We start from the raw sequence: 24,395 nt of genomic DNA, 5'->3' as shown, positions 1-24,395 counted from the left end.
TTTTAAATGATGTTAATGATAATATCTAGACTTTGTTACCAATAACTGCAGGCAAAGGTATAACAGCTTCTAGTTTACAGTTATTGCTTCTGTCACCTGACCAGTATTTACGAGCCATTTCATACGTACCAATAACAGAGCCGCCTAAGTAAAGTAGTTTTTGATCTGCTATAAAAGCATTTTTGATTTCTACCTCGAATATAGAATGTTTGTCGCCTAAAGACGAATTAAATTCTCTTGCATCATCTAAGTTACACCATGCAAACATTGACTGCAGGCGAGAAGGAAGTTGAGGAAACTCATTTCGACGGACAAGCTCAAATACGGCTTCAATCATCGGTGTTGTGGGAGCTAATGGTAAAGGTTCCCTTGTCATATTTTTAAAAATAACTAGACACTCTTTGATTAAATATTGTATACCATGAAATGATAAACCTTCAGGGTAAAGCTGTTCTATTCTAGCGATTGCATCTTCTTCATCATATATATCTTGAACAGTCCATATTTTATGGTCAGAATAGTTTTTTTGAAGCGAAAAGACCATATTTTGATCTATATTATTTGAGCGATCAACTGTATAGAACTTTGACAAGTTTACATCCTTCTAGTATTAGGCCAGTACGTCGCCAACAACACAAGCATCCGGTAAGGTAACGACTGTTAAGCCGGTCTTTGGCTCGCCAGTTGACAATACCATACCTTCTGATACGCCAAATTTCATCTTGCGCGGGGCAAGGTTGGTCACGCAAATCACTTTCCTATTAATCAATTGCTCAGGCTCATAAAACTTGCGAATACCGCTAAATACGTTACGTGGCTTATCTTCGCCAACATCTAGCGTGAACTGTAGTAACTTATCAGCACCTTCCACATGGTTACACTCTAAAACGTGTGCGACTTTCATCTCAACTTTGGCAAAGTCTTCGATACCAATATAGTCAGTTTGCTCAGCACCTGCATTTGTTGCAGGTGTTTTGTCTTTTGCGGCAGGCTTACTATTGTCAGTCGCAGCAGGAGCGTCTGCTTGAGTTAAGGATGCTTTAGAATCTTCGACCATCGCTTCGATATCTTTTTCTTCGATACGTTGCATTAATGGTTTGAACTTATTGATTTTATGACCTAGTAACCACTCATTACGACTGGCAAAACTTAAGTCATCAAGGTTCAAAAACACTTTGGCATTATTAGTCAATTCAGGTAGCACTGGCGCAAGATAAACCATTAATTGACGGAAGATATTGATAGCGACTGAGCAGACGTCTTGAACCTCTTGCTCAGTACCTTCCAATTTCGCTAATGACCATGGTTTTTTGGCATCGATGTATTCGTTGGCTTTGTCCGCACATTGCATAATTAAACGCATAGCACGTGAGAATTCACGATTCTCATAGGCAGCAGCAATCTCATCGCCCGTTTTGGTGATGTCTTCTAACAGCTCTGACTCGACGCAAATTTCTGACAGCATGCCGTCGTACTTCTTAACCAAGAACCCTGCACTACGACTGGCGATATTGACGACTTTACCAACCAAGTCAGAGTTGACCTTTTGCATAAAGTCTTCTAAGTCTAAGTTAATGTCTTCAACTTTATCAGACAGTTTGCTGGCAAAGTAATAACGCAGATATTCAGGATGTAAGTGCTCAGCATACGTCTCGGCTTTGATAAAAGTACCGCGTGACTTACTCATTTTTTCGCCATTGACCATCAAGAAACCATGGGCAAAGACGCCAGTCGGCGTACGCAGTTCACTACCTGCTAGCATCGCTGGCCAAAACAAGGCATGGAAGTAAACGATGTCTTTACCGATGAAGTGATAAACTTCGGTTTTGTGCTCGTTTTCTTGTGCCCAGTAGCGGTCAAAATCAAGCGCTTGCTCTGTTCCCGCACGCTTATCACATAGGTTTTTAAAGCTTGCCATGTAGCCAACTGGCGCATCAAGCCAGACATAAAAATATTTGTCTGGCTCATCGCTTGGGGTATCTGGAATTTGAAAACCGAAGTAGGGCGCATCGCGCGAGATATCCCAGCTGGTAAGTCCTGCATCAAACCATTCTTGTAGCTTGTTGGCGACTGAGGTTTGCAAACGATTGTCACTGCGCGTCCAGTCCTGTAAGAACTGCTCAAACTCTGGCAAATCAAAGAAATAATGCTTAGAAGTTTTAAGGACAGGGGTTGCATCAGACAGTGTCGAATGTGGGTCTTTTAGATCCGTTGCATCATAAGTGGTGCCACATACTTCACAGTTATCGCCGTACTGGTCTGGTGAATCACACTCTGGACAAGTACCTTTGACAAAGCGATCAGCTAGAAATAATTGCTTTTCAGGATCAAATAGTTGCTCGACATCCTTTGTGCTGATATGACCAGCATCATTGAGACGACGATAAATCAGCTCAGAGAACTGTTTGTTTTCTTCTGAATGAGTGCTGTGATAATTATCAAAATTGATCAGGAACTTTGAAAAATCCGCTTCGTGTGAGGCTTTGACTGAGGCAATTTGCTCTTCTGGCGTGACGCCATTGGCTTCTGCTTTGAGCATGATTGCCGTACCGTGTGCATCATCCGCGCAGACATAGGTGACCTGATGGCCTTGCGCTTTCATCGCACGTACCCAAATGTCGGTCTGAATATATTCTACAAGATGCCCCAAATGGATATAGCCATTGGCGTAGGGCAGCGCACTGGTTACTAGAATCTCACGCACAAAATCACCTATATTTTTATATAAACGGGTTAGTTATCGAACATCTTAAGCGGCTCATCGCTCATCGATGTGACATCGTTAATGCTAAAAACTTCTAAAAATAATAAAAAATCCAAAAGTGTGCCTATGATACCGTAATTCAGATAATTTTGTGATATTCCTTGGTAATTACTTCTCATTTGGCAAGCATTTATTAGCCATGAACGATAGGTTTACACCGCATGTTGATGGTCATAAACCAGCCATAAAAAACCCATCTGGGAATTGAGTTTTTAGGCTACTGAAATCTATCGATGGGAAAACCACATAGGTCAATATAGCGTTCAAGCCAATGACCAATATCAGCGGAATCATGGCAACGGTGAATGAAGTGTGATGAGTGTTTAATACCTCAGCTTCTTTTGCAGCCGCTCCAACGCCGCCTACATCCTCTTCATCATGCTGACCATAACCTTCCCCCGCTGCATTGGCTTTTTTGGCACGTGACTGAAGCCACAACCAACCACAGATAAACATGATTGTACCGCCAATGATACCCAAGATAGGCGCGGCAAATACGTTGGTATTGTAGTAAGGAATTGGAATAGCGTTTTGAATAGCTGGCGTGCCTGGCAGTGCAGTCATTGTAAAGGTAAATGACCCTAGGGCAATGGCAGCAGGAATCAAACGTTTTGGAATATCGGCTGCTCTGAACAAGTCCTTGGCAATAGGATAAATGGCAAAAGCCACCACAAACAGTGATACCCCGCCATAGGTCAAAATAGCACAGACCAAAATCACCGCAAGAATGGCCTTGCTGGCACCGAGCTTTTCGACAACGGTATTGGCGATGGCAGTTGCCGCACCAGAGTCTGCCATCAAACGCCCAAACAATGCCCCTAGCAAGAATATAGGGAAGAATTTGAGTAAGAACCCACTTAACGCGCCCATAAAGACATCGGTATAAGCGGAGATGGTGTTTAAAAAATCACCTGATAGTAAGACTGCTAGCGTCGCCATAATCGGTGCTAAGATCAGCACAGAATAACCGCGATAAGCAAAAAACATGAGTAATAATAGGGTAATGACAATCGCAAATTTACTAAACATGATAGCCCTCCTTGGCAAAATTAAGACAGCGTGTATGTCGCGCTTATCGATGTAGGTCAATAAAATTAATCAAAAAACCTTATTTATTGTATTTTATTAAACATAAATCCAGTTGAGATATTACTGAAGGATAAGGAATACTTTGTTGACTCGCGTCCTCTTGGGGTTATTTTCTAATCACTAAGCAACTAGGCGCTACGAAAATAATATGTTAAGTTAGCATAAGTATTTTGTACGTGATATACCGATATAATATGTATTGATTTAAATTTAAAACAGTCAATGCGCTATTGATTGGCACAATAAATAAATCATGATAGATAATGGACGTTAATAACAAAAACAGACTTGCAAGGAGACAAGCATGAGTCAATCAAAAGTATATAGCAGTGCCGAAGAAGCGCTAAAAGGTGTGGTCAGTGATGGGCAAACGCTCGCGATCGGTGGCTTCGGTCTATGCGGTATTCCAGAAGCATTAATCAAAGCGCTGCGTGATAGCAAAGTCAAAGAGCTGACCTGTATCAGTAATAACGCTGGTGTCGATGACTTCGGTCTAGGACTATTGCTACAGACACGTCAAATCAAAAAAATGATTTCATCTTATGTGGGCGAGAACAAAGAGTTTGAGCGCCAGTACTTGGCAGGCGAGTTAGAAGTTGAGTTGACGCCACAAGGGACATTAGCTGAAAAATTGCGCTCAGGCGGTGCTGGTATTCCTGCGTTTTATACTGCAACAGGCGTAGGTACGTTGGTTGCTGAAGGCAAAGAGACTCGTGATTTTGATGGTCGTACTTATGTGCTAGAGCATTCATTGCGCGCAGATGTCGCACTAATCAAAGCACAGAAAGCCGATAAAGCGGGTAATTTGATGTTCAATAAAACAGCTCGTAACTTTAACCCAGACTGTGCAATGGCGGGTAAAATCACGATTGTCGAAGTTGAAGAGATTGTAGAGACGGGCACATTTGATCCAGATGAAGTGCATCTACCGGGTATCTTTGTTCAACGTATTGTATTGAATAATAGCCCTGAAAAACGCATCGAAAAAACCACGACTAAAGCTTAACTATGTTTGAAACTAATAATCAGTTTTTATATTCATGACAGTTTAGATAGCTCATCGTTTAGATAAGTAAAAATAGAATATCGTAAAAAATAAGGAAATCAGCATGGCATGGACAAGAGAGCAAATGGCGCAACGCGCTGCAAAAGAGCTACAAGATGGCTATTATGTCAACTTAGGCATTGGTCTACCAACGCTAGTCGCTAACTATATTCCTGAAGGCGTAGACGTATGGCTACAATCAGAGAACGGCTTGCTGGGTATTGGTGAGTTCCCTACATTAGATGCCGTCGATGCCGATCTGATTAATGCGGGCAAGCAAACCGTGACCGCAGAAGCAGGGGCCAGTTATTTTAGTAGTTCAGAGTCCTTTTCGATGATTCGCGGCGGTCATGTCAACTTGGCAATATTGGGCGCAATGGAAGTCTCAGAAAAAGGCGATCTTGCTAACTGGATGATTCCCAAAAAGATGGTCAAAGGCATGGGTGGTGCGATGGACTTGGTTGCAGGCGTACAGCGCGTGATTGTCCTAATGGAACAAGTCAATAAACACGGCGACCCAAAAATTCTGGCCAATTGCGAACTACCATTGACGGGTAAAGGCGTGGTTGATCGTATCATCACTGAGCTTGCCGTATTAGACGTTACTGACAGCGGGTTAAAATTGGTTGAGCTGGCAGATGGTGTGAGCTTTGATGAGTTACAAGAAAAAACGCCCGTCAACATTATCCAGTAATGTGATTGCCTTAAAATCAATGAGCTTCATCCCGCAGATAAATACGCCACTATAATTATAGTGGCGTATTCATTCAGTTCTATTTTTATAAAAATTAATAGTATTTTAGACCATTATAAGGAATATGTATGGCGACTCAATTACAACAAGATTTGACAGGCAAAGTAGCATTGGTCACTGGCTCTGCAAGTGGTATCGGACGTGACATCGCTGAGACTTATGCCAAAGCAGGCGCGGCAGTTGGTATTGCTGATATCAATCTTGAAGCAGCTCAGAAAACCGTTGATGCGATTGAAGCTGCTGGTGGACGTGCTCTCGCGATTGCCATGGATGTGACGTCAGAAGATGCGGTAAATGACGGTGTACAGCAGCTAGTTGATACTTTTGGTGGCATTGATATTTTGGTTTCGAATGCCGGTATTCAGATCATTGATCCTATCGATAAGATGGCATTTAGCGATTGGAAAAAAATGCTTAACATCCATTTGGATGGTGCATTTTTGACCACTAAAGCCGCGATTAAGCACATGTATAAAGGCGATAAAGGTGGCACGGTCATTTATATGGGTTCTGCTCATTCACATGAGGCTTCATTATATAAAGCGCCTTATGTTACCGCCAAGCACGGATTACTAGGTCTGTGTCGTGTACTCGCCAAAGAAGGTGCAGCACACAAAGTACGTTCGCATGTGATTTGTCCAGGCTTTGTCAAAACACCTTTGGTAGAAAAGCAAATCCCCGAGCAGGCAGCTGAAAAGGGCATCAGTGAAGAGTCAGTGATCAACGATATTATGCTGGTGAACACAGTAGATAAAGAATTTACCACGGTGGAAGACATTGCCCAATTGGCACTATTTTTAGCCGCTTTTCCAACCAACGTATTTACCGGACAATCTATCGTGGCCAGCCATGGTTGGTTTATGAATTAAGCGATATATGTAAATGCTAAAAACCACAAAGTCAGACCTACTGGCGTTGTGGTTTTTTTATGCGTTCAATTCAGCTACACTAGCACGATAAAAGGTTTGGCTAAATGGCTCTATCGGCTCACCACCAGCATGTGTTAGATATGCTGCGATATGCCTTAAGCAGTTTGCCACACCTATCCACTTGTATAGGCAACAATAGTCGCTATGTTTAATTTTATGAAAAAAAAGCCCACAGAAGAAACGCCGCAGTTGCAAGCGGAACGAGACAGCGCTGTCGATAAGGTATTGCTGGGTTACGAGATAAACTCGGTCAGTATTACCACCATGGTCACCGGCCTTGAGCGTAAAGGCGATGCACTCACGTTAGACTTGCGTCTGCCGAAAGATAGTAATCCTGAAGCTATCCAACAGGAGCTGGGACAGTTGCTACATCCGCATGGCATTACCACGATTCATATGAATGTGCGTCTGCCAGCGCCAGAAAAAGGCTCAGGTTCAAGCTTACCAAAGGCAATGCCAAAAACGACTGACGCGATGGTGTCTCAATCTAAACCATCATCGAACGTTGATAGCAGTGCTAACAATACCGATGCTGAGCCAACAATCACTAAAGCAGCACCAACACAAGCCTCATTAGCAGCGCATCCTCGTATTCGTCATATCATCGTGGTAGCATCAGGCAAAGGCGGTGTTGGTAAATCGACAACGACAGTCAATATCGCGTTGGCATTGCAAAAGCTTGGTAATCGTGTTGGTGTGCTTGATGCTGACATTTACGGCCCTAGTATGCCAACCATGTTAGGCGTTGCTGACGTAAAACCGCAGTTAGAAAACGAGCAATTCGTACCGGTCGATGCGCACGGTATGGCAATGCTCTCTATCGGTAGTTTGCTCGATGGAGATAATACGCCGGTTGCATGGCGTGGACCAAAAGCCACGGGTGCATTGATGCAGCTATATAATCAAACCAACTGGCCGCAGCTAGACTATTTAGTAATTGATATGCCGCCTGGTACGGGTGATATACAGTTGACATTGGCGCAGCGTATTCCAGTCACAGGTGCTGTCATTATCACGACACCGCAGCATGTTGCCCTGCTTGATGCACAAAAAGGCGTTGAGATGTTTAACAAAACCAACATTCCTGTGCTGGGTGTGGTTGAAAACATGGCGCTACATACCTGTAGCAACTGTAACCATACCGAAGCGATCTTTGGGTCTGGCGGCGGTGAGTTTATCGCTGAGCAGTATCAGGTGCCACTACTGGGTCAGTTGCCACTTGCGAGTGGTATTCGTGCGCAAGTAGATAAAGGCATACCGAGTGTCTTGGCTGATGATGAGTTTGCGAGCTACTATGTGAGCATTGCAAAAAATATCGAAGCCAATATTAACAAATTTGCCAAACCTATTGATGACAAGCGGATTTTTTAGCGAGTATTGATAACAATAGCTGTAAAGAATAAAAATGATATAAGGTGATGGTGGTTTGAATATCCTGAAGTCAATGTGGGATAAAAAAGCAAGTAGGATAAAACAGCCATCACGCTATAAATTTTGCCATCACTTCCGTATAATCGTCGCTATTAAATATTTGCTAAGGAACAACAATGTCTATTAAGTCTGACCGCTGGATTCGTAAAATGGCCGAAGAGCACGGCATGATTGAGCCATACGAGCCGGGTCAAGTACGTTTTAATGATGCAGGCGAGCGTTTGGTTAGCTACGGCACCTCAAGCTACGGTTATGATGTGCGCTGTGCTCCTGAATTTAAAGTTTTTACCAATGTACATTCAGTGGTCGTTGATCCTAAGAACTTCGATGATAAAAGCTTTATCGATATCGTTGGTGACGAGTGTATCATTCCACCTAACTCGTTTGCTTTAGCACGTACTATGGAGTACTTCCGTATTCCACGTGATGTATTGACTATTTGCCTAGGTAAGTCAACTTACGCGCGCTGCGGTATTATTGTCAACGTAACGCCGCTTGAGCCTGAGTGGGAAGGGCACGTCACTTTAGAGTTTAGTAATACGACTAATTTACCAGCCCGTATCTATGCTGGTGAAGGCGTTGCGCAAATGCTGTTCTTCCAAAGTGATGCTGATGATGTTTGTGAGACCAGCTACAAAGACCGCGGTGGTAAATACCAAGGTCAACGTGGCGTGACACTGCCAAGAACCTAATCAGTAGGCGTCCGTTTAAAAGCTTATCAGTTATAGAAAGTTAATAAGCCTTTAAATAGTTAATAAAAAAGCTAGTCATATTAAATATGGCTAGCTTTTTTATTGGGTTAAATAGAACTGTTCTAAGGTTCTATTTATTTCAAGATTTTCTACTTTAAGACCTTTAAACCCGCTTTATTATCGCGCTTTGGTTTAGGCGCTTTAGCAGGACTGTTGTTAGACATTGGTGCTGAGTCGTCTTCTGGCTGATAGTTGTCATACTCGTTAGGATCAAAGAACATACCCTGTGAGTTCTCTTTTGCATAGATACCCATCACCGCAGTAAGCGGTACCCAGATTTCTTGTGATACACCACCGAAGCGTGCGCTAAAATGAATATAGTCGTTTTCCATACTCATGTTACCAGTAGCACGGCTGGCAATATTTAATACGATACGACCGTCTTGCACATGTTCGGTTGGTATTTGCACATTGTCAGCCGTGGCATCGACCATCAAGTATGGTGTCAGAGCGTTGTCTTCTATCCATTGATATAGTGCGCGTACCATATAAGGACGGGTAGGTGTAATAGAGGTGGTTTCGCTCATCTAATGATTTCCTATACTAATAATTTTTAATAATTGAAAAATATCTCGTTTAGCAATTTATCACATGACAAATGCTAATTAACGTCTATCTTATTTATACTTTATTTTAGGACAGCTTTCGATACTTGTCTAATCAACGCACGCTTTTTTGGAAGCTACTACGCTCAAACACTCTCGTTTGGTATTCGAACAATGGACGGCTAATGGCACGTGGCAGCTCAATCCCCATCTCATCTAATCGCCATAATAGTGGTGCTAATAACACGTCACACCAACCAAACTCATCAGCCATAAAATAAGGCTTATGAGCGAACAGCGGTGACAGAGTAATCAACGAATCACTAAGCTGTTTTTTGGCAACGGCAGCCTGTGCTTTATTAAAGCTATCTGGATGCGTCAGCAGACGCTTGCCAAGTACTAACCAATCACGTTGAATGCGCCAAGCCAGTTGGCGAAACTGTGCACGCTCTTGCGGTGTCTCAGGGAGCAGTTTGTTTGTGTGATAACGCTCTTCAAGGTACTCAAAAATGACGTTAATCTCATAAAGCGCAATCTCACGCTGCTGCAATACAGGCAAGGTATGATAGGGGTTTAGCTCAGTCAAATCTTCAGGGCGCTCAGAATGTAAGCGAGACAAATAGTAAGCGAGCTTTTTTTCTTCAAGTAATAGGCGTACCACATGACTGTCGTAGCCGTCATCAGCATACAAAATTAGCTGACTACTTGGAATGTCATTCGCATCAATCATGAAAGCCTAATGTTAATAGTGAAGGTTGTCATCGTAAACAAACTCGCAACGTTTATCAAGGTAGTGTGCGTAAACATTAGCGCTGAGCGACTTATTTTCCGGCTTATCTAGTATTTATGCTCTATATCAAGGCAGAAAAAAGCACTACCGAAGTAGTGCCTTTTTTAATTCGAAGAACTATCTGCTGACTATGACTTATTTAACATCTTTCCAGAACTCTTTATTTAATAAGTAAACTGGTATGAGCAGTACTAATAAGAATAGAATGACGAAGAAACCAATTACTTGACGGTCGTGACGAGCAGGTTCACCCATCCACGCCATAAAGTTAACCAAGTCACCAACTTCAGATTCAAACTCTTCTTGGCTCAACTCTTCTTGCATATTATGCAATACGTGAGGCATCGCTGCATTGGCCAGTACTAAGTTGTTTGCACCCCAAGGACGGCTTGGATCTTCATAGAACGATAGTAGGTAAGTATATACCCAGTCGTCGCCACGTAGACGTGTCTCAAGTGATAGATCAGGCGGCGCTGCGCCAAACCAAGATGCTTGAATCTCAGGATCTATCTCAGCAGTAATGTGGTCACCGATTTGATCGGTAGTAACCATCAAATACTTTTCAACCAACTCAGGCGGTATCTCTAAATCTTTAGCAATGCGCGAATGACGAACGTACTTGGCTGAGTGACACCCAGCACAGTAGTTCATAAAGATCTTCGCGCCGTTTTGTAGTGAGCCCTTATTGGTAAAATCAATAGGAGCTGTACTACAAGCCAGGTGTTCATCAACGCCATCTGCATTGGTGAATGTACCGCAGCCACTGCCTGAAGCCATTGCCGTACCAGCAGTCAAGGTTAATGCCGCGCCTAAGCCTAGACCAGCTAGGGATTTAATTAGCGTGTTCATTAGTGACCTCCGGTAACGCGTTCTGGTGGCTGTTTACACTTCTCAATCGCAGTGTAGAAAGGCATCAGTAAGAAGAACAAGAAATATAGAATCGTGAATACACGAGCCATGATGGTTGCCGTTGGTGTAGCAGGCGTCGCACCCAAGTAGCCCAATACAACAAAGCTAATAGCAAAGACGGTCAGCGCAATCTTAGATAATATACCTTTGTAACGTATAGAGCGCACAGGAGACCTATCAAGCCATGGGATCAAGAACAGTACGGCAATCGCACCACCCATCGCAATCACGCCACCAAGCTTGTCAGGAACCGCACGTAAAATAGCGTAGAACGGCGTGTAGTACCATACTGGTGCAATATGTGCTGGTGTTTTCAGTGAGTTCGCTGTCTCAAAGTTTGGTGGTTCAAGGAAGAAACCGCCGCCTTCTGGGAAGAAGAATACCACTGCAAAGAAACAGATAAAGAACACTACGATACCAACCATGTCATGCACAGTGTAGTACGGATGGAATTCGATACCGTCTAATGGCACACCATTTTTATCTTTTAGCTTCTTAATATCGATGCCATCAGGGTTGTTCGAGCCCACATGATGCAATGCTACAATATGCATGAATACTAAGCCTACCAGTACTAATGGAATAGCAACAACGTGTAGCGCAAAGAAACGGTTTAGAGTAATACCAGAGATGATATAGTCACCACGTACCCATTCAGCAAGGCCATCACCAATAACAGGTAGAGCTGCAGGTAAGTTCAAGATAACCTGAGCACCCCAGAATGACATGTTGCCCCAAGGTAGTAGGTAACCGAAGAAACCTTCTGCCATAAGTGCTAGGTAGATACCCATACCGATGAGCCAGATAAGCTCACGAGGTTTTTGGTATGAACCATATAGCAAGGCTCTAAACATATGCAGGTATACAACGACGAAAAACGCAGATGCGCCGGTTGAGTGCATATAGCGAATGAGCCAACCACCTTTTACGTCACGCATGATGTATTCAACAGACGCAAATGCCCCTTCGGCACTTGGGTTGTACATCATCGTAAGCCATATACCAGTCACCAATTGGTTGACCAGTACGATCATTGATAGCACGCCAAAGAAGTACCAAAAGTTAAAGTTCTTTGGTGCGTAGTACTTTGACATATGGTATTCATAGGTTTCGGTCGCTGGAAAACGCGCGTCCACCCAATGCATTAACTTTTTACCCATACTCATATCAAGCCTCCCCAACCGTCAAGATGGTACCATCCATACCATATTCTGGAACGGGTAAATTAAGTGGTGCAGGAACGCCGCTATATACGCGACCTGCTAAGTCATATTTTGACCCGTGACACGGACAGAAAAATCCGCCGTACCAATCATTACCACCTAAATCCACCGCGCCCACATCAGGACGGTAGTTTGGTGCACAGCCCAAATGTGTGCAAACGCCTTCGACCACCAATACGGTTGGATCTAAAGAGCGAGTAGGATTTTTGCAATATTCAGGTTGTAGAGACGCATCAGACTCAGGATCAGATAATAGAGGTTTGACTGACTCTAGTCCTGCAACCATGTCTTCGGTGCGCTTAACCACATAAATAGGTTTACCACGGTATTTGACGACGATCATTTGTCCATCTTCGATAGAACCAATATCTTGGGTCACTGCAGCCCCTGCAGCCTCAGCTTTAGCGCTTGGGTACCAAGAACGGACAAAAGGTGTCGCCACGGCAGCTACCCCAGCTGCACCAATCGCGGCAGTTGAGGCAATAAGAACTCTACGGCGTTGTACATTAACGCCTTCGGCTTGGCTCATTAATACTTCCTCCAGGTGAATGAAATGGGATTATCCCACACTGGGTTTGTGGCTTAGAAAATATACAATATCAAGCCACTTTAGCTGTGCCTAATTTTGCTAATTGTTGCTATTCTAAGCTATTTCGGTGATAAAATAAATTATTGCGTTAAAAATAAAGCAACCTCAATAGGACATATTAGAAGGTTGAATATGATAATCAAACCAAAACAGTTGGATTATCAACGCTTAACGCTAACTTTGCTTTAACAAGGATTATGATGTGATGACCTTATAAATAATAAGGATTTTCAGCAATAGCGAATGATACTTGAAATTAAGGTAATGTTCACTAACTTTCACCATCTAACTACTTTGTAAGTTGCTGTAAAACAAATATCACCACTCTATATAATAAAGTGGTGATGCCTTCACAATGATTAATAATGTTTTGTCAGACTATCAGAAACTTGTTTATCGAAATAAGCAATGCAAAATACACATGCGATATTCCAATAAACTCAGCTAGAGAGTTGCCAATACTAGCCTTCAAGCTCGCTCCAGCGTTCAAGCTTGTGCATCATCTCATCTTCAATGGTTAAGAGACGCTCACTAGCAGCTGTCGCCGCATCAAAGTCGGTATTGAACCAAGAGCCATCGGCCAGCTTTTCTTGCAATTGAGCTTGTTCGGCTTCGAGTGCAGCGATTTCTTTTGGCAAGTTATCCAGTTCGCGTTGATCATTATAATTTAGCTTTTTGGCTGCCTTATTTGGTTTCGCTGCTGTGCCAGACTTGTTTGTCGCTTTATTGCTTGCTGCATTGTTGGCAGGTGCTTTTGCAGCACGAGACGCTTCTTCGCGGTTCTTTTGTACGAGGTACTCTTGATAACCACCTACATACTCACTGACCACTCCTTTGCCATCTTCATCTTCGCCAAACACCCACGTAGAGGTAACGACGTTGTCCATGAATGAACGATCATGACTGATCAGCAAAATCGTACCACCAAAGCTGGCGACTGACTCTTCTAATAGCTCAAGTGTTGCCATATCCAAATCGTTGGTTGGCTCATCGAGTACTAAGATATTGGCAGGTTTTAATAACTGTTTAGCCAGTAGTACTCGGTTACGCTCACCACCAGACAAGGCTTTGACAGGTGTACGTGCGCGCTCTGGAGCAAATAAGAAATCTTGCAAGTAGCTCATGATATGCGTCTTACGACCGCCAACTTCGACAAAGTCAGAGCCTTCCGAAACGTTTTGTGCAACGCTCGCTTCAAGGTCCAATTGATCACGCAGCTGATCGAAAAATGCGATTTTCAGATTAGTACCTAATTCGACGCTACCAGACTTGGTAACTTCGTCATCAGACATATCGAGTAGGGCTTTAATAAGCGTAGTTTTACCCGCACCGTTAGGGCCGACAATACCAATCTTATCTCCACGCATAATAGTGGTCGTAAAATCATCTACTAGTACGTTGCCGTCATATTCAAGATGTAAGTTTTTGACTTTACAGACAAGCTTACCGCTTTTCTCGCCTTGACCCATGGTGATGTTTACATTGCCCACTTGCTCACGGCGATCGCTACGCTCTTCACGTAAGGCTTTTAGTTCACGTACACGGCCCTCATTACGAGTGCGACGTGCTTTGATACCTTGGCGAATCCAAACTTCTTCTTGTGCCAGTTTTTTATCAAAGTTGGCATTGTTCTTTTCTTCAGCCTGTAACTGTAGCTCTTTTAGCTCTTGATAGCGCGCGTAACCACCTTCGCCTTGCGTCACGTCATAGCTGGTCAATTGGCCACGGTCAAGCTCAATAATGCGAGTCGATAGTTTATTGACGAATGCTCTATCATGAGTCACGAACAACAACGTCAGGCCTTGCCAATCGAGCAAAAAGCGCTCTAACCATTCGATACTTTCAACATCCAAATGGTTGGTTGGCTCATCTAGGAGTAGCACATCAGGCTTAGTGACTAGCGCACGAGCGAGTAACACGCGGCGTTTACGACCACCAGATAGGGATGATAAGTCGTCTTCTGGATTAAGGCCCATGGTCGTAATCAGACGCATGGCATCGCGTTCTAAGTCCCAGCCATGTACCGCATCGATATCATGTTGTAGGGTCGCCATGTGCTCACAGGCATCCATATCGCCATTCGCACACATATCGACCTGCTTATTATAGTTAATGAGCAAATCAGCCGTGCGACGACTACCGCCCATAACGATGTCTAATATGCGACCACTGGTCTCGGGAACGTCTTGTTCTAGCATCGCTACACGCATGCTACTGTTGGTAATAATCTCGCCACTGTCAGGCTGCAATGAGCCATTGATCAGTTTAAACAAAGTGGATTTACCTTCGCCGTTGCGGCCAATCAAGCACACACGCTCGCCTGTATTGATAGAAAAATCAATACCATCAAGAACAGGCGCGATGCCAAAGGCTAAGTGAATGTCTTTTAAATGAATCAGTGCCATAGAGTATCTTAAGCTTATATAATAGTGAGGTAGGGGTTGTTGCAAAATTGCCTGCAGTATAACATGCCACCACGTTACTGTAGTGCGAGTAAATAGTTTTATCAGTACTATTTATTGCTTTTACTAACTGCTCCTATTCCATGACTATGTTTGTAGGTTTATCTCTAATCTACAGTACCTCTCAACAATCCATCCTTTCAATTTAATACTTAATATAATTTAGAGAAAAATATGAACCAACCTAGAATTACAGATGATACTTCTGATATTCAAAATGATTTGCAAGCCCAAGTAATCGATTTGCAAATGAGCCTCGCGCATCTTGAAGTGACCGTCGAACGACTGGATGACGTAATCACGCGACAAGACAGAGATATTCATACGCTGCAACGTCAATTACAGCTGATTTATAAACAGATTGAAGGTCAAGATACGGAAAGCGGTATTGCAACATTTGATGTAATGGCAGACAGACCGCCACATTATTAATGAGTAGAATTTGGAAAGAAAGCATCTAATAGCGGGAAGTATATACGTATTTTTATATATAGATACTGTCTGATGACTATGTGGTCATAACATAGAAATAATGTGTTTTTGTAGTTGTTTTAGTGTTAAAAAGTCTTTACTATCTCCCACCTCGGATGCTGATTACCTATTAATTAATACTTGGTAAAACAGTAAAACAATGCGGATGTTTGGAGATATAAAATGCGCCACACCTTTCATTTAAAAACTCTTGCAGTAGCTGTTGCTACTCTTTCTGTTGCTAGCGTCGCTAGTGCTGCTGGCCTTGATCGCTCAGGCCAAGATATCACCGCATTCCTACAAGACGGCACGTATGCAGAAGCTGTCTACACTTATATCGATGCTGATGTTACTGGTAAAGATACCTCAGGTAATAAGATCGATGACATCGCAGAGTCTTATGATTTTTTCCGTTATGGCGTAAAAACAGATATCAACGATACATTCAGTGTTGGTATCTTATATGATGAGCCTTTTGGTGCAGCAGCCGATTACACTGGAAATAATAACTTTGTAGGCGCACCAACTGATGCTGTTAATAATATTATTGCATCGCGTCTAGGTGGATTAGGCGTTAATAATGTAGAAGAGTTGAAAGGTTTAGTTGAAGGTACTCAAAACCAGTTAACTGCTGCTGAAACTCGTTTAAATGCAGTTAGAGAGCAAGTAAGACAAGCCCAAGCAGCTGTTAATCAAAACCCAGCACTTGAGCCTGCACTGCGTCCACAGATTAATGCTGGTTTAGCAGGTATCGCCGCTGGCGAAACGCAGCTAGCAGAAGGTCAAGCACAGTTAAATCAACTTGAGCAATTAGAAGGCTTTGCGGATGGTCGCCTTGCGAATGATGAAGGCACAAATGTTGAAGTCCGTAGCGAAAGCATCACAGGTATCCTAGGTGCTAAGTTTGGTCAAAACAAAGAATTCCAAGTGTACGGTGGTCCTGTTGTTCAGCGTATCAAAGCTGATGTAAGTCTTCGTGGTAGTGCCTATAGTGCTGCTACAGGCTATACCGCTCATATTAGTCCTGATACCGACTATGGCTATATCGCTGGTATATCTTATAGTAAACCTGAAATTGCTCTAAAGGCGGCTTTGACCTATCGTTCTGAAATTGACCACAGCTCGAATATCGATGAGATATATCCAGTAGTAGCAGCTTTAGGTGGTGAAGCGAATCAAGGTAATACGCTAGATATTACTACACCTAAATCAGTTAACTTCGATTTCCAAACTGGTATTAACCCTACAACCTTAGCAACTGCCAAAGTACGCTGGGTACCATGGAGTGATTTTGCAATCGTTCCACCACTTTATAATGAAGTAAGCAAGCAAGCAACTAATGATGATAAAGGTTTATCTTTAGTCAGCTATGACGATGACCAATGGCAAGTAGAGTTAGGTCTGGCCAAACGCTTAGCGCCAGCATTGGCAGTAAGTGGTACTGTCGGTTGGGATAGTGGTGCTGGCAACCCTGTAACTTCATTGGGTCCTATCGAAGGCTACTATAGTGCAGGCTTAGGCGCTAAATACAACGTTACTGAGAACTGGGCCGTATCTGCCGGTGGTAAGTATCTATGGTTTGGTGATGCAGAAGGTCAGATTCCAACGAAAGCTATTGTGAGCGACTTCGAAAGCAACGATGGATTTGTACTTGGTGTAAAGGTTTCTTACCAAGCTCAGTAATTCATAGCTTAGTTATATAGTAAAACTCCTAAATGTTATTGATAAAAAAGCGATCCTTTAAGGGTCGCTTTTTTATTATGTATTTTTAAAAATCACATTAAAGACAAAAAGTAAACCACAGCATTTTATTTATATCTTATATGTACTGTTCAGTCATAATTGAGAAATAAAGCACTTTAAATGTTGTTTTAGTGTCAAAAAGACATTAGTATTCAACTTAGGACAAGACTTTAGTAATATCAATATCGAGCATAGCAATGCTACATAATGGTTATTAAAGTATTAATACAACAAGGACCGTTGGAGATACACAATGCGCACTACCTTTCATTTGAAAACCCTCGCAGTAGCTATTGCTACTCTCTCTGTTGCTAGCGTAACCAACGCTGCTGGTCTGGATCGCTCAGGTCAAGATGTCACTGCCTTTTTTCAAGATGGCACTTACGCTGAAGCGGTCTATACTTATATTGACGCTGATGTAAGCGGCTACGATAGTGCGAATGTCAACCCTGGCCAAAATGACTATGAGCGCGGCAATAAAACGGGCGACATTGCTGAATCTTATGACTTCTTCCGTTATGGCGTAAAAGCAGATATTAACGATACTTTCAGTGTTGGTATCTTATACGATGAGCCATTTGGTGCTGCTGCTGAGTATACTCAAAGCAATTTTGTGGCAAGTGAAGACAGGAATGCTTCAGGAGGGGCTTTGGTAGGTGATGGTGTAGACCCACAGACTGCAGGTGCCATAGCACTAGCCGAAGCAAGTACTGCAGGTGAAAATACCAATGTAGAAGTTCGTAGCCAAAGCCTAACGGGTATCCTTGGTATGAAGTTCGGCGCGAATAAAAACTTCCAAATTTATGGTGGTCCAGTTGCTCAGCGTATCCAATCTGAAACCAAGCTGCGTGGCTTAGCTTATGGGCCTGCTAGTGGTTATACCTCAAACAGCAATCCTGATATGGATTACGGTTATATAGCAGGTATTGCCTATAGCAAGCCTGAAATTGCTCTAAAAGCAGCGTTGACTTATCGTTCTGAGATTGACCATGATATAGATATCTCTGAGAATTATCCTATAGCAGGTATTTTGGCTCAAGGAGCTGCTTTGCAGCAAGGAGCGACTCCAGCACAGGCAGCGGCTATAGGGGCTGCGGCTGCTAACCGGAACAGTAATTATGAGATTACAACCCCTAAATCAGTCAACTTTGATTTCCAAACAGGTATCAATCCGACTACTTTAGCAACGGCAAAAGTCCGTTGGGTACCATGGAGCGATTTTGCCATCACACCACCATTATATAATGACGTTAGTAAACGTAATTACGGCCCTGATGGTTTGGACTTGGTTGAATACGAAGATGACCAATGGCAAGTGGAGCTTGGTCTTGCCAAGCGTGTCGCGCCTGCACTTGCTATAAGTGGTACTGTGGGTTGGGATAGTGGTGCCGGTGATCCAACAACGTCGTTAGGTCCTGTCGATGGCTATTACAGCGTCGGTCTTGGTGCCAAATACAACGTGACGGAAAACTGGGCAGTGTCTGCTGGTGGTAAATACTTATGGTTCGGTGATGCAAAAGGTCGTCTACCTAGTGGAAAGATCGTTGGTGATTTCCAAGATAATGACGGCTTTATCGCTGGTGTGAAGCTATCTTATCAAGCGAGATAATTTGACTTTATAATAGCAACCTAACAAAGAGCGACCTATCATAGGTCGCTTTTTTATGGGCTTTCTATTACCTATTTGACTGTAAGTTCTCAAATATAGATAGAACAGCAAATATAATCTTTATAGTACTAATTCATATAGCACGACTACATTTTATTTGCCTAGTTTAGCTTAGTGTCCATATACAGCAAATACCCTTGCATTTAAGAACCTATACGCACTCGTACCTTACCGAATGAGTTGTTAATAACGTAGCATACTTGAGGTACACAAGGAAAAGATCTAAATAGATAATCAAATGTGATATTAAGAAAAGAAGTATTGTTGATAAAGGCTTACTTCGTAAAAGTGAGCAGCAGTTGGAATGCCAAATAGGCTAGGACAATCTGGCTTAGTATATCCATCACAGAGCTATCCATACTACTGTCTCATTGATCATAAGTTCTCTTTGTTTAATACTGTAGTAGGTTAAATATACTAAGTCGTCACTCATGAAAAAAACCTCGCCAATAGTGACGAGGTTTTTTTATAGCAATAAACTTAAGATATTACGTAAACTTATTTATTTAAGTTTAGCTCCATCTCTTTGTACTTAGCAGAAACTGAAGGTCTTGGGCCACCAGTCATGATACTAACAGCAAAGATAGCGATAGTACTTAAGATAAAGCCTGGGACGATAGCATATAACCAGCTATTCAATGCCATACCATCTACTTGGAAAGGACCATAAATCCATAGGATAACAGTCAAAGCACCAACAACCATACCGGCAACAGCACCATTACGGTTCATACCACGCCATGTCAGGCTGAAGATAACCAATGGACCAAACGCTGCACCAAATCCTGCCCATGCATTAGAAACTAGGTTCAATACTGAGCTATCTGGATTAGAAGCAAGCATGATAGATACTAGAGCAACCACTACGACAGAAACACGACCAACCAATACCTGGCGAGCTTCTGGTGCATCTTTATCAAAGAATAGTTTGTATACATCTTTGGTTAAAGAGCTTGATACAACCAATAGCTGTGATGAGATAGTACTCATAATTGCTGCTAAAATAGCTGCCAATAGGAAGCCTGAAACCAATGGATGGAACAAGAACTGAGTGAATACTAAGAAGATAGTCTCAGGATCATCCAGCGTCATCGCAGTTTTTTGTACGTAGGCACGACCAGCAAAACCAGTCATTAGTGAACCAATAAGACTCACAACCATCCAGCTCATACCGATATTACGTGCAGTCGGTACATCTCTCACTGAACGAATCGCCATAAAACGTACGATAATATGCGGTTGGCCAAAGTAACCTAAGCCCCATGCCATTAACGAAATAATACCGATAACACTCATACCGCTAGTAACGTCTAAAAGGGTAGGGTCGATGTTTCTAACCGCTTCTGTAGTGGCTGAAATACCACCAAGATCAGTAAAGGCAACGACAGGTACGATTACCATGGCAAACAGCATGATGACGCCCTGTACGAAATCGGTCATAGATACTGCTAAGAAACCACCGAATAGCGTATAAGCCACAACCACACCAGCAGTAACCCATAGGCCAGTACTATACGATAGGTTAAGTGAGCTTTCGAAGAGTTTACCACCACCTACAAGACTTGCAGCGGTATAGACGGTAAAGAATAGAATGATGACCACTGCTGAGATGACGCGTAGCATGTGCGACTTGTCTTCAAAGCGGTTGGCAAAATAATCGGGTAGGGTGATAGCGTTGTCAGCCACTTCAGTATAAACACGAAGGCGAGGTGCTACGATGAGATAGTTTAATAATGCACCTAATGTCAAACCAAGCGCGATCCAAATACTGACCACACCATCGGCAAACATATAACCAGGTAAGCCAAGTAGTAACCAACCTGACATATCTGATGCACCTGCAGAAAGTGCGGTTACTGCTGGGCCTAAGTTACGACCCCCTAACATATAGCCTTCAGTATCATTGGCTTGCTTAAAATAAGCGTAAACACCAATCCCAATCATCACTAAGAAATAGGCGCCGAGTGATATCAGCACGCCACTAGAAACTCCGTTCATATAAATTGTCCTTAACCAACATGGTTGGCTGTAATTATTTTTTAACTATAAAAGTTCTGTCCTACAAGGCGATGTCCAAAACAATATTTAAAGACAAAAAAAGCCATTAATTAAGACATAATGGCTTTTTTCAGTATCTTCTGTAGTTATATATGATTGATGTCGTTCTATGGCTAGCACTCATATAGAGATAGAGAACAATGGGAATTTCGCATTCCACTTATCTATTGTTATTGCTCGCATCTGCTATTTGTATATGAGTATTAGCAACCTATACAATCAATCAAAACCATTAAACCTACTGTTAACCATCATATCTTACTAGAAGTATTCAATATATGACTATCAGTGTCCTTGTGGTAAATTTTTGTTATAAAAACAACGTCAAGCGTATTATAACGCATGAGAGTCACAAATGCGAATAGCTTAATGGTTAGACTGTTATAGCGAGCTCTTTTTATTCAATAGGCGCAAGTAAGTCTAGTAGGGCGGTCACGCTGCTAGATTGAGTTAATTTTGGATTGATAACCACACCTAAATAGCGTTGTAATTCAATATTGTCAGCCATATCGATACGTTCCAAGTCTTGACTGACCATCGTTTGTGGTAGTACTGACCAACCAAGACCAACAGATACCAGCATACGGATAGACTCAAGAGGGTTGGTGCTCATCGTGGCATAAGGCTTCAGATTGTGCTTGGCAAACTCAGCCAAGGTAATTTGACTGGTAAAGGTATTGGCAGAAGGCAAAATGGCAGGGTAGCGCGCTAACTGCTCTAAAGTGACATTTGATTTGGTAGCCAAAGGTGATAGCGTACCCGTCATAAAATAAAGAGGGTCTGACCAGAGCGTGTGATAGGTTAGCCGCTTATCGTAGACAGGTGGAAGCGTAACAAAGGCTAAAGACAAATCACCATCTAGTACTGCTTTATGAGCTTTTTCAGAATCTACAAAGTGTACTTCTAACTGAACAGCTGGATAAGCTTGAATGAAGTGTTTCAGGACAGGTGCTAAATGATGTAGGCCAATATGATGGCTAGTACCAATGACTAATTTGCCAGAGACGATATGCTGAGAATGCTGCAAGTTGATTTTAAAGTTCTCATAGTCTTCTAGCCAACGTTTAGCATGAGGTAGCATTTCACTAGCCGCTTGAGTAGGTACAATCCCACGTCCTACCGTATCAAACAAGGTAATGTTAAACTCGTCTTCTAAGTTTTTGATACGTTTACTGACAGCAGGCTGAGTGATAAACAGCTTTTCTGCGGCACCTGAGATACTGCCAGTGTGCATAACGGTAACGAATGTCGTCAAGTTTGTGGTGTTCAAACGAATGTCCTTAGCTACTCTAGGAGCTATAAATAAAAGTTGGCTGACCCAATCACAACGTATTAGAAAAAAAAGTTTGCGTCTGGTTAAAAATCATCAATTATTATTATAGGATTTGCCTGCTATAATCACAAGACATCGAGGCGTATTGTGACATATTTATCCTAAAAAACTGGCTATTTGCCACTTAAAACGTATTTTAAGCGTTAATTTTAGTCATATGTTGGGTCTCATAAAGAAATAGTATTTAAATCTTAGATATGACAGTAATTATCAAACATTATAGATAGACATAGCATTTACATAGAATCTTTGCTTGGCAATGTGCAAGTAAGTAAAAATTAAGTAATTAGTAACCTATAAAGGATAGCAACATGGCTGGTCAAACGTTATATGACAAACTTTGGAACGCTCACGAAGTCACTAAGCGCGACGATGGTTCGAGCCTGATTTATATCGACCGCCACCTGTTGCACGAAGTGACGAGTCCACAAGCATTTGAAGGGTTGGAATTGGCAAATAGAGCGCCATGGCGTTTATCGGCTAACATTGCCAGTCCAGATCATAATGTGCCGACCGTCACTAAAGAGCGCTTAGAAGGGGTGCCTGGGATTAAAGACAAGGTATCACGCTTGCAGGTTGTCACTTTGGACGATAATTGCACCAAGTTTGATATTGCTGAATTTACTATCAATGATGCCCGTCAAGGAATTTTGCACGTGGTCGGTCCTGAGCAAGGTTTGGTCTTGCCAGGTATGACGGTTGTTTGCGGTGACTCGCATACAGCGACTCACGGAGCACTTGGTTGCTTGGCTCATGGTATCGGAACCTCTGAAGTTGAGCATGTATTGGCCACACAGTGTTTGATTCAAAAGAAATCAAAAAATATGCAAATCCGTGTCACTGGTCAACTTGGTGCTGGCGTCACTTCAAAAGATGTGGTATTAGCTATTATTGCGAAGATTGGTACAGCAGGTGGAACAGGACACGCGATTGAATTTGCAGGTCAAGTGTTCGAAGACATGAGTATGGAAGGCCGTATGACCGTCTGTAACATGGCGATTGAAGCAGGTGCACGTGTTGGTATGGTTGCGGTCGATGACACGACAATTGATTATGTCAAAGGTCGTCCATATGCGCCAAGCGAAGCACAATGGGAACAAGCGGAAGCCTACTGGCGTACACTATATTCAGACGATGACGCGGTATTTGATACTGTAGTGGAAATCGACGGTAGTCAGATTGCACCGCAAGTATCTTGGGGTACATCGCCTGAGATGGTGGTAGATATCACGCAATCTGTACCGACACCAGATCAAGCTATTGATGAAGCTCAAGAAGAAGGCTGGTTACGCGCTTATACTTATATGGGGCTAGAAGCTGGTCAGAAAATTACGGATATCCAACTTGATCGTATATTTATTGGTTCATGTACCAATTCACGTATCGAAGATTTACGTGATGCGGCAGCGGTAATCAAAGGTCGCAAAGTTGCTGATAACGTAAAAGAAGCGATCGTTGTTGCAGGCTCTGGACAAGTGAAACTGCAAGCAGAGGCTGAAGGCTTGGATACGTTATTTACTGAAGCTGGTTTTGAATGGCGTGAGCCGGGCTGCTCGATGTGTCTTGCGATGAATGCAGACAAGCTTGAGCCGCAAGAGCACTGCGCTTCAACGTCTAATCGTAATTTTGAAGGTCGTCAGGGTAATGGTGGTCGTACGCATTTGGTAAGCCCAGCAATGGCAGCTGCCGCCGCGTTGGCAGGTCATTTTGTAGACGTTCGTACGTTTTAAGTCTGATAATAAGTAGCTGACATCATGCTTGTATTAACGATAAATATATGAGCATGCTGTCAAAGATGGTAAAAACTTATTTACTATTTAACATGCTTATCAAGATCAT

Annotated in this window: 20 protein-coding genes; 9 read left to right on the top strand and 11 right to left on the bottom strand. The window is 42.6% G+C overall.

Annotation, left to right across the window (positions count from 1 at the left end):
- Positions 1–25: 25 nt before the first annotated feature.
- The 3 genes from ACQKCG_RS03340 to ACQKCG_RS03330 all read right to left on the bottom strand — a co-directional run bounded on the left by ACQKCG_RS03340 (position 26) and on the right by ACQKCG_RS03330 (position 3,793).
- Positions 26–592: a DUF2441 domain-containing protein gene (locus ACQKCG_RS03340; protein WP_102094937.1), complete on the bottom strand. Its 567-nt coding sequence runs from the start codon at positions 590–592 to the stop codon at positions 26–28.
- Between the two features lie 18 nt (positions 593–610).
- The gene (gene metG / locus ACQKCG_RS03335) at positions 611–2,704 is read right to left on the bottom strand and encodes a methionine--tRNA ligase (protein ID WP_102094936.1); all 2,094 of its coding nucleotides are present in this window, start codon (positions 2,702–2,704) and stop codon (positions 611–613) included.
- A 231-nt stretch (positions 2,705–2,935) separates the two neighbouring features.
- On the bottom strand, positions 2,936–3,793 hold the full coding sequence (locus tag ACQKCG_RS03330; RefSeq protein ID WP_228153261.1) for a GntP family permease: 858 nt from the start codon (positions 3,791–3,793) through the stop codon (positions 2,936–2,938).
- A 364-nt stretch (positions 3,794–4,157) separates the two neighbouring features.
- Here ACQKCG_RS03330 and ACQKCG_RS03325 point away from each other — a divergent pair, with 364 nt between their 5' ends.
- From ACQKCG_RS03325 to dcd, 5 genes are all read left to right on the top strand, one after another.
- Positions 4,158–4,859 carry a CoA transferase subunit A gene (locus ACQKCG_RS03325; protein ID WP_102094935.1) on the top strand — a complete coding sequence of 234 codons (702 nt, stop codon included), beginning with the start codon at positions 4,158–4,160 and terminating at the stop codon, positions 4,857–4,859.
- Between the two features lie 103 nt (positions 4,860–4,962).
- A complete protein-coding gene (locus ACQKCG_RS03320; protein WP_102094934.1) occupies positions 4,963–5,592 on the top strand; it encodes a 3-oxoacid CoA-transferase subunit B in 630 nt (209 codons plus the stop codon).
- A 128-nt stretch (positions 5,593–5,720) separates the two neighbouring features.
- Complete coding sequence (locus tag ACQKCG_RS03315; RefSeq protein WP_102094933.1) at positions 5,721–6,521, top strand: 3-hydroxybutyrate dehydrogenase; 801 nt, start codon at positions 5,721–5,723, stop codon at positions 6,519–6,521.
- A gap of 204 nt (positions 6,522–6,725) precedes the next feature.
- Positions 6,726–7,952 carry an iron-sulfur cluster carrier protein ApbC gene (gene apbC / locus ACQKCG_RS03310; protein WP_102094932.1) on the top strand — a complete coding sequence of 409 codons (1,227 nt, stop codon included), beginning with the start codon at positions 6,726–6,728 and terminating at the stop codon, positions 7,950–7,952.
- 176 nt (positions 7,953–8,128) lie between these two features.
- A complete protein-coding gene (dcd, locus tag ACQKCG_RS03305; protein ID WP_058024138.1) occupies positions 8,129–8,704 on the top strand; it encodes a dCTP deaminase in 576 nt (191 codons plus the stop codon).
- 149 nt (positions 8,705–8,853) lie between these two features.
- Here dcd and ACQKCG_RS03300 read toward each other — a convergent pair whose 3' ends face one another.
- The 6 genes from ACQKCG_RS03300 to ACQKCG_RS03275 all read right to left on the bottom strand — a co-directional run bounded on the left by ACQKCG_RS03300 (position 8,854) and on the right by ACQKCG_RS03275 (position 15,225).
- The gene (locus tag ACQKCG_RS03300; protein ID WP_102094931.1) at positions 8,854–9,291 is read right to left on the bottom strand and encodes a ClpXP protease specificity-enhancing factor; all 438 of its coding nucleotides are present in this window, start codon (positions 9,289–9,291) and stop codon (positions 8,854–8,856) included.
- A gap of 133 nt (positions 9,292–9,424) precedes the next feature.
- Positions 9,425–10,039 (bottom strand): glutathione S-transferase N-terminal domain-containing protein, encoded by a 615-nt coding sequence (locus ACQKCG_RS03295; protein ID WP_058024136.1) that lies wholly within the window; start codon positions 10,037–10,039, stop codon positions 9,425–9,427.
- 195 nt (positions 10,040–10,234) lie between these two features.
- Positions 10,235–10,948 (bottom strand): cytochrome c1, encoded by a 714-nt coding sequence (locus ACQKCG_RS03290; protein WP_101205476.1) that lies wholly within the window; start codon positions 10,946–10,948, stop codon positions 10,235–10,237.
- On the bottom strand, positions 10,948–12,153 hold the full coding sequence (locus ACQKCG_RS03285) for a cytochrome b (protein ID WP_179798892.1): 1,206 nt from the start codon (positions 12,151–12,153) through the stop codon (positions 10,948–10,950). The genes ACQKCG_RS03290 and ACQKCG_RS03285 overlap by 1 nt, the downstream gene beginning before the upstream one ends.
- 22 nt (positions 12,154–12,175) lie before the next feature.
- A complete protein-coding gene (gene petA, locus ACQKCG_RS03280) occupies positions 12,176–12,760 on the bottom strand; it encodes a ubiquinol-cytochrome c reductase iron-sulfur subunit (protein ID WP_057759305.1) in 585 nt (194 codons plus the stop codon).
- Between the two features lie 521 nt (positions 12,761–13,281).
- Positions 13,282–15,225 (bottom strand): ATP-binding cassette domain-containing protein, encoded by a 1,944-nt coding sequence (locus ACQKCG_RS03275; RefSeq protein ID WP_102094930.1) that lies wholly within the window; start codon positions 15,223–15,225, stop codon positions 13,282–13,284.
- A 231-nt stretch (positions 15,226–15,456) separates the two neighbouring features.
- Here ACQKCG_RS03275 and ACQKCG_RS03270 point away from each other — a divergent pair, with 231 nt between their 5' ends.
- From ACQKCG_RS03270 to ACQKCG_RS03260, 3 genes are all read left to right on the top strand, one after another.
- Complete coding sequence (locus ACQKCG_RS03270) at positions 15,457–15,714, top strand: SlyX family protein (protein ID WP_102094929.1); 258 nt, start codon at positions 15,457–15,459, stop codon at positions 15,712–15,714.
- A gap of 222 nt (positions 15,715–15,936) precedes the next feature.
- Positions 15,937–17,436 carry an outer membrane protein transport protein gene (locus tag ACQKCG_RS03265; protein WP_102094928.1) on the top strand — a complete coding sequence of 500 codons (1,500 nt, stop codon included), beginning with the start codon at positions 15,937–15,939 and terminating at the stop codon, positions 17,434–17,436.
- Between the two features lie 313 nt (positions 17,437–17,749).
- Positions 17,750–19,105 (top strand): outer membrane protein transport protein, encoded by a 1,356-nt coding sequence (locus tag ACQKCG_RS03260; RefSeq protein WP_102094927.1) that lies wholly within the window; start codon positions 17,750–17,752, stop codon positions 19,103–19,105.
- Between the two features lie 558 nt (positions 19,106–19,663).
- On the opposite strand, the gene putP is transcribed toward ACQKCG_RS03260, so the two are convergent.
- A complete protein-coding gene (gene putP / locus ACQKCG_RS03255) occupies positions 19,664–21,163 on the bottom strand; it encodes a sodium/proline symporter PutP (RefSeq protein ID WP_298807952.1) in 1,500 nt (499 codons plus the stop codon).
- A gap of 457 nt (positions 21,164–21,620) precedes the next feature.
- Positions 21,621–22,493: a LysR family transcriptional regulator gene (locus ACQKCG_RS03250; RefSeq protein WP_101205469.1), complete on the bottom strand. Its 873-nt coding sequence runs from the start codon at positions 22,491–22,493 to the stop codon at positions 21,621–21,623.
- A 374-nt stretch (positions 22,494–22,867) separates the two neighbouring features.
- Between ACQKCG_RS03250 and leuC the strand changes: the two genes are divergently transcribed.
- Positions 22,868–24,286, top strand: a complete 1,419-nt coding sequence (gene leuC / locus ACQKCG_RS03245; RefSeq protein WP_057759320.1) for a 3-isopropylmalate dehydratase large subunit — start codon at positions 22,868–22,870, stop codon at positions 24,284–24,286.
- The last annotated feature ends 109 nt before the right edge of the window (positions 24,287–24,395 follow it).

The sequence above is a fragment of the Psychrobacter sp. NPDC078929 genome, from assembly GCF_050267985.1.
Classification (GTDB): Bacteria; Pseudomonadota; Gammaproteobacteria; order Pseudomonadales; family Moraxellaceae; genus Psychrobacter.
Note: the sequence above shows the minus strand (reverse complement) of the source record. Positions and strands in the feature narration are given on the sequence as shown.

What these genes read in the sequence shown, in the direction of transcription:
- ACQKCG_RS03330 (WP_228153261.1), bottom strand. Translation starts at nt 3,793, where the DNA reads ATGTTTAGTAAATTTGCGATTGTCATTACCCTATTATTACTCATGTTT.
- ACQKCG_RS03325 (WP_102094935.1), top strand. Translation starts at nt 4,158, where the DNA reads ATGAGTCAATCAAAAGTATATAGCAGTGCCGAAGAAGCGCTAAAAGGT.
- ACQKCG_RS03320 (WP_102094934.1), top strand. Translation starts at nt 4,963, where the DNA reads ATGGCATGGACAAGAGAGCAAATGGCGCAACGCGCTGCAAAAGAGCTA.
- ACQKCG_RS03315 (WP_102094933.1), top strand. Translation starts at nt 5,721, where the DNA reads ATGGCGACTCAATTACAACAAGATTTGACAGGCAAAGTAGCATTGGTC.
- apbC (WP_102094932.1), top strand. Translation starts at nt 6,726, where the DNA reads ATGTTTAATTTTATGAAAAAAAAGCCCACAGAAGAAACGCCGCAGTTG.
- dcd (WP_058024138.1), top strand. Translation starts at nt 8,129, where the DNA reads ATGTCTATTAAGTCTGACCGCTGGATTCGTAAAATGGCCGAAGAGCAC.
- ACQKCG_RS03300 (WP_102094931.1), bottom strand. Translation starts at nt 9,291, where the DNA reads ATGAGCGAAACCACCTCTATTACACCTACCCGTCCTTATATGGTACGC.
- ACQKCG_RS03295 (WP_058024136.1), bottom strand. Translation starts at nt 10,039, where the DNA reads ATGATTGATGCGAATGACATTCCAAGTAGTCAGCTAATTTTGTATGCT.
- ACQKCG_RS03290 (WP_101205476.1), bottom strand. Translation starts at nt 10,948, where the DNA reads ATGAACACGCTAATTAAATCCCTAGCTGGTCTAGGCTTAGGCGCGGCA.
- ACQKCG_RS03285 (WP_179798892.1), bottom strand. Translation starts at nt 12,153, where the DNA reads ATGCATTGGGTGGACGCGCGTTTTCCAGCGACCGAAACCTATGAATAC.
- petA (WP_057759305.1), bottom strand. Translation starts at nt 12,760, where the DNA reads ATGAGCCAAGCCGAAGGCGTTAATGTACAACGCCGTAGAGTTCTTATT.
- ACQKCG_RS03275 (WP_102094930.1), bottom strand. Translation starts at nt 15,225, where the DNA reads ATGGCACTGATTCATTTAAAAGACATTCACTTAGCCTTTGGCATCGCG.
- ACQKCG_RS03270 (WP_102094929.1), top strand. Translation starts at nt 15,457, where the DNA reads ATGAACCAACCTAGAATTACAGATGATACTTCTGATATTCAAAATGAT.
- ACQKCG_RS03265 (WP_102094928.1), top strand. Translation starts at nt 15,937, where the DNA reads ATGCGCCACACCTTTCATTTAAAAACTCTTGCAGTAGCTGTTGCTACT.
- ACQKCG_RS03260 (WP_102094927.1), top strand. Translation starts at nt 17,750, where the DNA reads ATGCGCACTACCTTTCATTTGAAAACCCTCGCAGTAGCTATTGCTACT.
- putP (WP_298807952.1), bottom strand. Translation starts at nt 21,163, where the DNA reads ATGAACGGAGTTTCTAGTGGCGTGCTGATATCACTCGGCGCCTATTTC.
- leuC (WP_057759320.1), top strand. Translation starts at nt 22,868, where the DNA reads ATGGCTGGTCAAACGTTATATGACAAACTTTGGAACGCTCACGAAGTC.